This is a genomic window from Acidisphaera sp. S103, assembly GCF_009765975.1.
In the GTDB taxonomy this organism is placed as follows: domain Bacteria; phylum Pseudomonadota; class Alphaproteobacteria; order Acetobacterales; family Acetobacteraceae; genus Rhodopila.
The window spans coordinates 1-2,227 of sequence record NZ_LMUJ01000035.1; the positions used below are offsets into that span (position 1 = coordinate 1).

Genomic DNA, 2,227 nt, shown 5'->3' on the forward strand with positions numbered 1-2,227 from the left:
CGTCCGGTGATCAAAGCTGCGCCCATCTCGCTTCATGCCTCATCATAACAGCACAGGCACGCACGTACAAGCTGTTTGTCGTCTTAATTAACGACTTGTGAGTAATTTGCCAATGCCATTCACCACATGGGCCGAAATCACTGGGGTGGCGATGGCTGCGTAATCACGCGTGTCGATAGCCGTGACTCAAACCATCGCGTCTTTCGCTATTCCATCGACGACAAGTTGACGGTGCCCCCGCCACTTCATCCCGCACTCCCGGTTGCCGGGCCGTTCCATAGCACCCCCAGGTTTTAGACGGTCTCCCCTTGGCTCCAACCGGGAAGGAAGGACTCGCCCAACCTCCTCGCATCGCCCATGATCGGCGCTGTCAGACAACCAGCGCGGGAAACCCTTAAATGACCGACCCTGGCGCCTTCGGCAGCGCCATTGATGCCGTAAGATCCGCAAAGGCAATCGCCACTTCGCTCGCGACCACGAAAGGCCGAAACCTGACCACTGCCCGACTGAAATTGCAGATGCACCTTGAGGAAATCGAGAAATTTATAATCTCCCTCGATCAAGACCGGGCCGGCGGGGCCGATGTCGACGAGAGCACGGTGGCAGCGGCTACCCGACGAGGTCCCAAAATCAGCGCTCGCTATCACAGGCAGGAGCTTGAGCCGGGGATGTTCGTCTATGTCCTGAAACCAACCGCTAGGGGACGAGAGTCGTTTCACTGGCTGTGTGAAAATTGTTTCGAGTCCGGGAGAAAGTCGGCGTTACATCCGAGAACGACCGCCGTACACGCTGAGCGCGGCCGACGGATATGGTCGTGCTTGAATTGCTCGGAGGCGATACGCGTCGATCATTCGTTGAGCCCAGCCACCACCGCAGCGCAAAACGGATGATTTCGAGCTGGAACATATCGGGGAGAGCATGCAAAGTCGTGGGGCTGCGAAATTGTCGCGTTCAATGCGCGCCACCTCCGTCTCAGACACGACTCCCCGCTCGAGTTCGGCGATCAGCTTCAGTCGCCATACCAGCTTCGCCATGGTCTCATCCTCCGCTGTTCGACCTCAACTCTACCCGATGACGACTGGTCCCCACGACTTTGCATGCTCTCAGTGATAGTGCCGACGGTCCGCGGTCGCTCGGCGAAACCGCCCAGTCCTGGAGCAACACATCATGTTTTACCCGGAATTTAGCCGGTCGGGGTCCCCCCCCCCAATCTTGAGCCCGTCCCTCTTGCACTGGTCGGTGCTTCCGCAATCTGGAAGCCACGCGGCTCCTCAAAGTAAGAGTAACCAAAGTCATGGCGCAGGTGTCGGCGGAGAATGTTATCCAACGTGATAAGGTCCTCTCGCGAGAAATGTGTGTCGCCCCGGCCGTCCGGCCGCACCGGTTTCTCGTCGATGTTGGGGTCTTGGTGGCGGGCCATGATTTCTTTTGAACCGACAGCTATGCCGGCCGCCAAATCGTCTTCCGTCAATTTCAGCCCAAAGTGTTGGCAAAGCCGCTGCAGGCTTGCCAAGGGATATTTGCGAAAATCTTCGTAGCGCAGCACGAGTGTTTCGAGCGGGTAACGCTGCGCTATGGCGCCCCAGCGATTGGCGAAGCGGACGTACCACCGGACATCGCAGACATAGGCTTTCCCACGTGGATCACCCGCCACATACTGACTGAATGGCACGGCATAGTTATCCCGCCATTTCTCGTAATTGGAAATTAAAAGATCACGAACGTCACGCACCACGACCGCATACGGCGGCGGCGTGCGTAAACGACGCACCCACTTCCATTGGAGGGCATAGGGTGGGATCGAATGAGAACTGGCGATACGAGGTAAATCGGGATAGGGCCGGGGATGTTTCGGGTGGCCGATCAGTTCGTTGGATGAGCTATTGTTTATATATTTTGGTGGGGGAACCCCGTAATGATGAGCGATTGCGTGGCTCATCATCCACTTGATCCAATGTGTCCCTGAGTGTTGGCCGGTTATCAGGAAGCCATCAAAATTGACATATTTCATCAATGCCAGGGCAAAGTTGTTGCGGTTTAGGCAGCGCAGCCTAAAAGCGAGGTCGATGCCTAATCTGTCCGGTCGTTTTGCGGAAAGGCAATGATTTCAGGTAGTAAGCGACGGATTTAGGGGACCGTCCAGAGATCTGGGGGACCGTGACGTGACGATCGGATAGGACCAGTCGGGTAGGTTGGCGGCTGGGGCTTCACGAATGGAATGGATGCT

2 protein-coding genes are annotated in these 2,227 nt (G+C 56.7%); one reads left to right on the forward strand and one right to left on the reverse strand.

Going from position 1 to position 2,227, the window contains the following annotated elements; genetic code table 11:
• The first annotated feature begins 398 nt into the window (after positions 1–398).
• On the forward strand, positions 399–890 hold the full coding sequence (locus GSQ89_RS08355) for a hypothetical protein (RefSeq protein WP_158923931.1): 492 nt from the start codon (positions 399–401) through the stop codon (positions 888–890).
• A gap of 293 nt (positions 891–1,183) precedes the next feature.
• On the opposite strand, the gene GSQ89_RS08360 is transcribed toward GSQ89_RS08355, so the two are convergent.
• On the reverse strand, positions 1,184–2,011 hold the full coding sequence (locus tag GSQ89_RS08360; RefSeq protein WP_158923933.1) for a sulfotransferase domain-containing protein: 828 nt from the start codon (positions 2,009–2,011) through the stop codon (positions 1,184–1,186).
• Positions 2,012–2,227 lie beyond the last annotated feature (216 nt).

Coding starts and splice junctions, on each gene's coding strand:
- GSQ89_RS08355 (WP_158923931.1), top strand. CDS start 399: ATGACCGACCCTGGCGCCTTCGGCAGCGCCATTGATGCCGTAAGATCC.
- GSQ89_RS08360 (WP_158923933.1), bottom strand. CDS start 2,011: ATGAAATATGTCAATTTTGATGGCTTCCTGATAACCGGCCAACACTCA.